4 protein-coding genes and 2 pseudogenes are annotated in these 7,892 nt (G+C 58.5%); 4 read left to right on the top strand and 2 right to left on the bottom strand.

Annotated elements, in window-relative coordinates; translation table 11 throughout:
• Nucleotides 1-329: IS110 family transposase (locus HV796_RS39180; protein ID WP_175233143.1), on the bottom strand; the 329-nt coding region annotated here is incomplete at its 3' end.
• 2,443 nt (nucleotides 330-2,772) lie between these two features.
• Between HV796_RS39180 and HV796_RS39175 the strand changes: the two genes are divergently transcribed.
• The 4 genes and pseudogenes from HV796_RS39175 (at nucleotide 2,773) to HV796_RS39165 (ending at nucleotide 7,552) form a co-directional block, all read left to right on the top strand.
• The gene (locus HV796_RS39175; RefSeq protein ID WP_175233142.1) at nucleotides 2,773-2,952 is read left to right on the top strand and encodes a hypothetical protein; all 180 of its coding nucleotides are present in this window, start codon (nucleotides 2,773-2,775) and stop codon (nucleotides 2,950-2,952) included.
• Between the two features lie 74 nt (nucleotides 2,953-3,026).
• Complete coding sequence (locus HV796_RS39170; RefSeq protein ID WP_246356326.1) at nucleotides 3,027-6,602, top strand: autotransporter outer membrane beta-barrel domain-containing protein; 3,576 nt, start codon at nucleotides 3,027-3,029, stop codon at nucleotides 6,600-6,602.
• Between the two features lie 429 nt (nucleotides 6,603-7,031).
• Nucleotides 7,032-7,135: pseudogene (locus tag HV796_RS44845) on the top strand (IS607 family transposase); the annotation flags it as partial.
• A 12-nt stretch (nucleotides 7,136-7,147) separates the two neighbouring features.
• Nucleotides 7,148-7,552: an RNA-guided endonuclease InsQ/TnpB family protein gene (locus HV796_RS39165; RefSeq protein ID WP_217478169.1), complete on the top strand. Its 405-nt coding sequence runs from the start codon at nucleotides 7,148-7,150 to the stop codon at nucleotides 7,550-7,552.
• A 115-nt stretch (nucleotides 7,553-7,667) separates the two neighbouring features.
• Here HV796_RS39165 and HV796_RS43615 read toward each other — a convergent pair.
• A pseudogene (locus HV796_RS43615) lies at nucleotides 7,668-7,892 on the bottom strand (IS4 family transposase); the annotation flags it as partial.

The following is a 7,892-nucleotide window of genomic DNA, read 5'->3' as shown; positions in this document are numbered from 1 at the left end:
CGCATGCTCGGGCGTGTCACCGCTTCGCAGATCGCAGCAGCATCGGCCGCGTCGTTCTTGCCGCGCTTGCCCGACATGCGGTAAGGCGCGACAAGACTGGGCGCCATGAGCCTGACCGTATGCCCGTGCTGCTGGAACACGCGGGCCCAGTGATGTGCGCCGGAGCATGCCTCCATCCCGATGAGGCACGCTGGCAACTGCGCGATCAATGCCACCAGCTGATCGCGCGGTACACGCGGCTTGATCAGCATCGCTTTACCTGCTTCATCTACACCATGAATGGCGAAAACATTCTTGGCAAGATCGATTCCGATAGTGACAATAGACATGGACTTCCCCTCTCGCTGGTGTTGATGAACGTTCGCAACCTCATCATGGCACGTCGATGCTGACTCGCGGCTTCCGCCGCAGCCTCGGGACGGGGAAGTCCCTTTCATTCTCTAAATGTAAAATATATATCGCAGTCCCAGCATAATATGGTAAGACCTGCGGAAAATATGCTGTTCCTGGAGGCCGCGGGCGAATTGCCGGAGATCACATGGCGAAATCCACACCCTAACGACCCGCGTCCAGCCTCTGCGCAGGTACGCAGCGGATACCGCGTCTCCGATCACAAATCCGAGGGGCAAATCCCTTCGCCGAGCCGTGTTACGTCAATTGCGATGCTGCCGTAAGCGGCAAACCGTGTTCTGATTCATCCATACTCGTTTTTCAAAGACGAAGTAGACGCTACAAGATCTGAGTCCGCCAAATGGAATGGCGACGCTCCACGACGCGTTTTGAGACGTATCGATAGGAAGCGAACAGCAGCCATCAGCTGGTGTTAAATAGGAATACGTTCAGTAGCGGTGCAGGTATGGCCGGTGCAAAAAATACACCACGAGTGAAAAGAGTCACATCCGAAATTGATACTGACCAGGCCCTGCCCGTTAACCCAATCAGGGTGACGGCGCGCTCGTCTCCGAGTGCCGGCCCTTCGTTAGCGGGACGCTCGTTTGAGCGTCCGTATTGCCCGGATTGGGACTGCGCGGATAGTGCGTCGCCGCCGCGCGTATCAATGCCGGCGCCGGGTCAATCGGCAGGGAGGCTGCGGCAGCGGCTCACCTTCCACAAAAGCTGTGCCGCAGCGCACGGCAAATGCAAAGGCGGACTCGCGGTTCGCGAACTGCCCCAGATCACCTAACGAAGTGGTTTCGCCATCCTCTTTCTGAAGGACTACACGCGCGATGAAAGTGTGCCCCATCGTTGAAACCGAGGGTTGTACAGTTATGCCATGGTGAAGGAAATGCATAAGTTATCCTAAATAAAGTAACATTAATATTGACAATGCGACACAGTGCCGAAGGATGAATCGCGGCAGCGTGGCATGGCCCGGTTTTCGTGCCGTGGCGTCAGCTTGCACACCGTCGGGCACATCAAGCACGTCATGACTCTCACCCGTTGAGAGCAGTCAATCTGTAACTATCTGATGTCAAAGCAGTTCGGATCTGTCGGTGCGGATAGTCCAGAGGGAAGCGAAAACTCGCAATTTAATGGTATGGAAAGTAACTTTACTCGACACACCAGTTGCAGGCCAGGATGCCGGATAAGCTTCGAGGGACCGCACCACCAGTTCTCCGTAATGATGTTGAGATTCGTAGACCATTGAATCGACCCGGATCATCAGTTGTAGGGTTCGCAAGGGTGCGAAAGGTTGTAGCCGCGTCGAAAATGACGACGAAATCGCATTTCACGATCAGTTTGCTTACCTAAAGAGGTCTGTTCGCGTGTCTCTTGAACCATGTGACCTACTTTAGCCCTTGCGAGACGACGATATGTCAAAGATTGTGATGTTGACGAACGGGAGGGGGCGTGTCGTTACTTTTATTCAACCGTCGGAATGCGGAAGTCGTCACAGGACACGTCCAGAACACAGTACAACATCCCGTACATAGATTTTAGTAATTGTCGAGCTGCAAGTACGGCCGCAGCAGCGTAAAAACCACCCCGGGCCATCTCGTTGAGCGTGCCGGTACCGGCAGAGATTCTCAACCTGCACTACGGCTAAAAAAGGGCGCACCAAAGCAGGTGCGAGCGCGCTCCGTCAGCCGCGACACCGCCCGTGAACCCCTCGTCATCGGGAATTTTGACCAGGAGGTGCGCCCATGGGTATGCGTGATGATCTGCTCGTGGCTGAGCAGGCTGCGCAGTTGACGCTGCCGTTCTGAAGAAAAAAGGTTTGGCGGGTAGCGCCGGCATGTCGGACACTCGATCGCGCTGTCTTGGAGCGGATAGCCGCGGAGAGTCCATTTGAGGGTCCGTGCGGTGCATTTTGCTTGCGGACGAATTGCTCGGTGCACTCACTCAGATGCGTCACGCTGGCATGGCTTGCATGGCGCCGCGCCCGGCGCGCGTAGCAGAAAAATCGGAGTCTGATCTGTTGCTGCGACGCGGTTGCTGCGGCGCGCCCCGATTCAGCGCTGGTGCGGGGCAACACAGGAAGCTGCGGTACGCGATGGTGATCTCCGTGATCGGCGACGAAGGCGCGCATTGCGGCTTGGCGATGGCTCACGTACATCGGACGCTCGGCCATTCTAGCGGCGGGCGCGCAGGGATGGTGGGTCCGCGTGCAGCGCGTGAACGGCACCGCAGTTATTCGACGCATTTCGCAAGCGCCTGCCGGGATTAGGGCCAAGGAACCGAAAGCCCATTCTGCAGGGTGCCAGAAAAGTAAAGTGTAAAACCAAAGGGAAATTTACGCGTGGAGGCTGCTTATACTCTTCGCGATTCCTCATGAATCGCTGCAACGCGCTGTACTTATTTCATAAATTTTACGAAAGTAAGGGGGAGATTGCTGGGCTTGCCGGGACGGAACAATCCGGGGCCAGCGACACGCTAAAACGCCAACCGTTTAACGGAGCGGCGTCGCAGGCGCCAACGCATTTTCTCGGCTACGGAATCATCGGCCGCTAGCTGAATCCTGTAATCAGGGTTTACGCGCGAATAATTTAAAAAGTATAACTAACAAATCCTAAAAGGTGAAATGCATGATTAGCAGAATAACCAACCGTCGGACTTTATTACGCGAGCGCTGCTCTGTTATGAAGCCAAGCGCGGGCTGGCTGGCCGCATTGGCGTATATTGCGACCATTCCTTCATTATCGTTCGCCAATTGCACAACGGTAAATAATTCGACGACGTGCGATACGAGCGTTCCGTCGCCATGGTCCCGTACGATCGGAGCTGGGCCAGGCACCGCTTCAGGGTCGACAGTGACGGTAGGCGCGAACGCCCGGGTCGCGATGGGCGATGCGACGGCGATTGCGCTTTCGGACAATGCCACTATCGTCGTTCAGTCGGGCGCGCAAGTGACAAACAGCGCCCGGGTCAATGACGGCACCTACGGCACAGGGGCGAATACGATCGAGTTCCGCAACAATAGTACGTTGACGGTAGAGCAGGGCGCGGCCGTTATTTCGGGCGGAACCGAAAGCATTGCGGAAGCCGTCAATCCGCTGGGCACGGGCAATGCCATTGTTAACAACGGGACGATCCAGGGCGTTAACAGTGCTGCAATCTGGTTCGAGAACACAACTGGTTCAAATACCGTTATTAACAATGCGACCGGGTTGATCGAGGCGCCCGGAAGCGTAATGGGAGCATCTGGCAATGGCGCCGTCGATTTCACCAATCGGGGGCGTGTCATCGGGAGTCTAGATTTTGCCGGCGGCAACGATGCTTTGCGTCTTTACACCGGCTCGTCGGTAAGCGGAAGCATCGATGGTGGTGGTGGCAACAATATATTGACGCTGAACGGCGCCGGAACGGGCATGTTAGCTAACGTCACGAACTTCCAGACGCTACAGAAGCAGGACAGTGGCATCTGGACGATTGGTGACTCTATCCGCACGATGGGAGTCAGTTCGGCCGAGGTGCGACAGGGAACGCTTGTGCTCACAGGCGACAACTCGGAGTACACCGGTACGATGCTCGTCGACCAGGAAGGGATACTTCAGGGGACGTCACGAAGTTTGCCGCAGGCGATTACCGATAACGGTTCAGTGAAATTCGCACAGGCCAGCGATGGAAGTTATGCGGGGGTCGTCAGCGGTACAGGCTCAGTAGAGAAGGACGGTACCGGCAAACTTGTACTTCTGGGCGGCAACACGTACACCGGCGGAACTGTGCTGACGCAGGGCGTGCTTTCCGTGTCCGCGGATAGCGCGCTCGGCGGGAAAACAGGCGGCGTGACGTTTAATGGCGGCACGCTCCAACTCGGCAGCAGCTTTGACTTAGCGAGTACGCGAGCGCTATTGGTTGCCGCTGGCGGCGGCACGATTGATACACAAGGCTTCCAGTCGACGATTGCGCAAGACCTGAGGGGCACAGGTGCGTTGTTCAAGACAGGTGCGGGCACCTTGACGATAGGTGGCTCGCTCGTTGGCTCGCTCACCGCCGAAGTGCAACAGGGTACGCTGGTGCTAAATGGCCGCAGTGCGCAACATACCGGCAGCGTGACCGTCGACGCGCATGCCGCGTTGCAGGCGAGTTCGCACAGCCTTCCGTGGACGGTGACCAACAACGGACTGATGCAATTTCAGCAGGACGCGGACGGCACGTATGGTGGGCTGATAAGTGGAACTGGCGTCGTGGAGAAGGGCGGGCTCGGCACGTTGACGCTCTCGCCAGGCTCGGCGACCGGCAATACCTATACCGGCGGCACGATGCTAAAACAGGGTGTGCTGTCGGTAGCTGCTGATAACGCACTTGGCGGTGCGGCCGGAGGCGTGACCTTCGATGGCGGCACGCTACAGCTTGGCAACAGCTTCAACCCGGCCGGCACCCGCGCGATCTCAATTGCGGCGGGTGGCGGTACAATTGACACACAGGCTTTCGTGTCCGCGATAACGCAGAACATCACCGGTACCGGTGCATTAACCAAAGTAGGGGCAGGGACGCTGGTGCTTAATGGGGTGAACAGCTGGTTGGGCGGCACGACGGTGAGCGCGGGCGCGCTCGGGATCGGCGATGCATCGGCGACCACCGCATCAATCACTGCTGGCGCGAGCGTTGCAGCTGGCGCAACGCTCGGCGGCTACGGTACCGTCAACGGTGACGTGACCAACAAGGGCACCGTCGCGGTCGCCGACGCGTTGGTGCAATTTGCAGGTGGCGCGCACGGTAACTTCACTATCAATGGCACCTTGACGAATGCGAACCTTGTGCAGATTGGTGGTGGCCAGAACGCCGGCAATTCACTCGTCGTTAACAGGTACATCGGAAACGACGGGGTCATTGCACTGAATACCGTTCTCGCGGGAGACAGCGCTGCATCGGACAAGCTGGTCGTGAACGGTGGCAGGGCAACAGGTGCGACCACGTTGAAGGTAAGGAACGTTGGGGGGCAGGGCGCGCTGGTTGCGTCCAACGGGATTGAGGTCGTCGCCGCGACGAACGGTGCGACCACCGATGCTGGCGCGTTCTCACTCGCAGGCGGAACTGTGAAAGCGGGTGCCTACGAATACTATCTCGCCAAGGGCGGCGTGACGCCAGGCACGTCGGAGAACTTCTACCTGCGCAATACCGTGCTCGCAGATCCGAACGGCGGTGGCACAACCGCCGCGCCGGGCACACCCGCACTTCCTGTCACAGATTCGGCCCCGGTTACGCTCTTCCGCCCTGAGGTCGCCCTTTACGCAGAGCTTCCTTCCGTCGCCCGGCAGCTCGGGATGATGCAGATCGATAGTTTCCACCTGCGCCAGGGCGAGCAATCTCTGCTTGGCGAGACCGGCCCTTTGCCGGCGGCGTGGGGACGTGTATGGGGCGGACACAGCACATTGTCGCAAGACGGTGACGTCGTCCCCCGGTTTTCTGGCTCCATGACGGGAACACAGATTGGTCAGGACCTCTACGCGAGTACGACGCCGAGTGGTCACCGTAACCACTATGGTCTGTTGCTTGGTTTTGGACGCGCCACAGGAGATGTCAGAGGCTATGCAGTCGGCGTGCCGGATACCGAGGTCGGCCATCTCGGCGTTAGCGCATATAGTGTTGGCGGCTATTGGACTCATATCGGACCGGGCGGATGGTATAGCGATGCGGTGGTATTGGGGAGCGCGCTGGAGATCGATTCGTCGTCGCGCGACGGAATCAGCTCGACGACGCACGGGAAGGCGGTGACCGGTTCAGTCGAAGGAGGTGTGCCGTTTGCGGTGGGGCGCTCGCTGACGCTCGAGCCACAAGCTCAATTCATCTGGCAACACCAGACGATCAGGGATCTGAACGACGGAATTTCCAATGTCACCTTCAGCAACGGCAATACTATGGTCGGTCGTCTCGGTGTGCGCCTAGCCGGCGTCTATGAGGCGGTGCACGTGTTTTGGCAGCCTTATCTGCGGTTCAGCCTTTTGCGTTCGTTCGGGGGCAGTGATAAAGCGACTTTTGGCGGCGTCACGCCGATCAGCACGTCGGTTGGCCAGACGACTGGGCAGGTGGACGCGGGCATGGTGGCAAAGCTGACGAAGCATGGAAGCGCCTTTGCGACGGTCAGCGTCAGTACGAATCTCGGCTCGGAACACCAGCGCATCGTCACTGGAAACGTTGGGGCGCGCTGGGCTTGGTAGCGACGATCCGGCGCCGGACACTGATTCGGCGCGCATATCGCGTCCAGAGGGCGCATGCACCTTTAAACCGCGGCAAAGGCCAGCGACGGGAATCATGTCTTTGCCTAGATATACGAGCATCGCGGTTGGATGGTCGCGATATGGGATGCGTCGCAATTGACTCGATCTCGCAAACGAGAGGCAGCTCACGCTGCTCGCAGCTGTCGCCGACGAATGCCTGATCGTGCTCAGGTACGGGCTCACATCGCGGCGGGCCGGTCGGTGGTGTTCCCATTGGAATGTCGGTCATCGCACGGGCGAGCAACTGAGTTCAATTATCTGCCGAAATTTGCTCTAACTCGTCCTTATGGAAAACGATTGGTCAAGATTGGTGAAGCAGCGCAGATGCCCGGCGTTGCGGTGTCCATCCACAAGGGCGGACAGCCGTCCTTCGAGGGAGAACTCGCGAGGATGTGCCCGAATTCATCACGGTCTTTTCTGCACGCCTGTACGGCTCGCCCAGCAAAAAGAACACGAAGCTTCCGACGCGCTGAAGGAGCCGCCAGGTGATTGTTCGCGTTCACAAAGTCCGCCTGGACCCGACCGCAGAGCAGGTAAGGTATTTCGCTCGTGCATGCGGCGTGGCTCGCTTCGCCTACAACTGGGCGCTGGCGGAATGGACGCGCCAGCACAAGGAGGATGGCAAGCCGAACGAGGCCGCGCTCCGCAAGCAACTGAACGCCATCAAGGCCGTCGGATTCCCGTGGATGGCAGAGGTAACGAAGTGCGCTCCACCGGTCGTAATCAGGAATGTTTGGCTCGCGTTCGACCACTTTTTCCGGGGCGTGAAGCTCGGCCAGAAGCCGGGCTATCCGCGCTTCAAGCGCAAGGGAATCCGCGATTCGTTCTGCACGGGCAACGGCCCTGCAGACAAGGCGAGCCACGCGGTTCAGGTGTTGGCAAATCCGTGAAACTCCCGCGCTGCGGTATCGTTCGCATGCGCGAGGATTTGCGCTTTGCTGGGCGCGACCGCGAGCCGCATGGCCGATGGTTGGTGTGTAGGTAAGCGTCTAGGCAACCTTGCAATTACCCACTTCTTTTTAGCGCGAGTTCATAGCCAAACCGGATGTCGGTTAAACGTCGCATTCCGCGCCACATGACGGTATTCCCTGGCGGAGGATCATTGGCACGCGCAAGGTGGCCCCCGAGCTGCGCGAGCCTGATAACGTTGCGCAAGAGCGGCGGTGCCTGTGCGTTGCGGGGCGTATCGTTGACGACGCGCTCAAGCAATTCGATTTCAGTCTGCGTGAA

It is taken from the genome of Paraburkholderia humisilvae, assembly GCF_902859855.1.
Taxonomy (GTDB): Bacteria; Pseudomonadota; Gammaproteobacteria; order Burkholderiales; family Burkholderiaceae; genus Paraburkholderia; species Paraburkholderia humisilvae.
This window is presented reverse-complemented; position numbering and strand designations above follow the sequence as displayed.

What these genes read in the sequence shown, in the direction of transcription:
- HV796_RS39175 (WP_175233142.1), top strand. Translation starts at nt 2,773, where the DNA reads ATGAATCGCTGCAACGCGCTGTACTTATTTCATAAATTTTACGAAAGT.
- HV796_RS39170 (WP_246356326.1), top strand. Translation starts at nt 3,027, where the DNA reads ATGATTAGCAGAATAACCAACCGTCGGACTTTATTACGCGAGCGCTGC.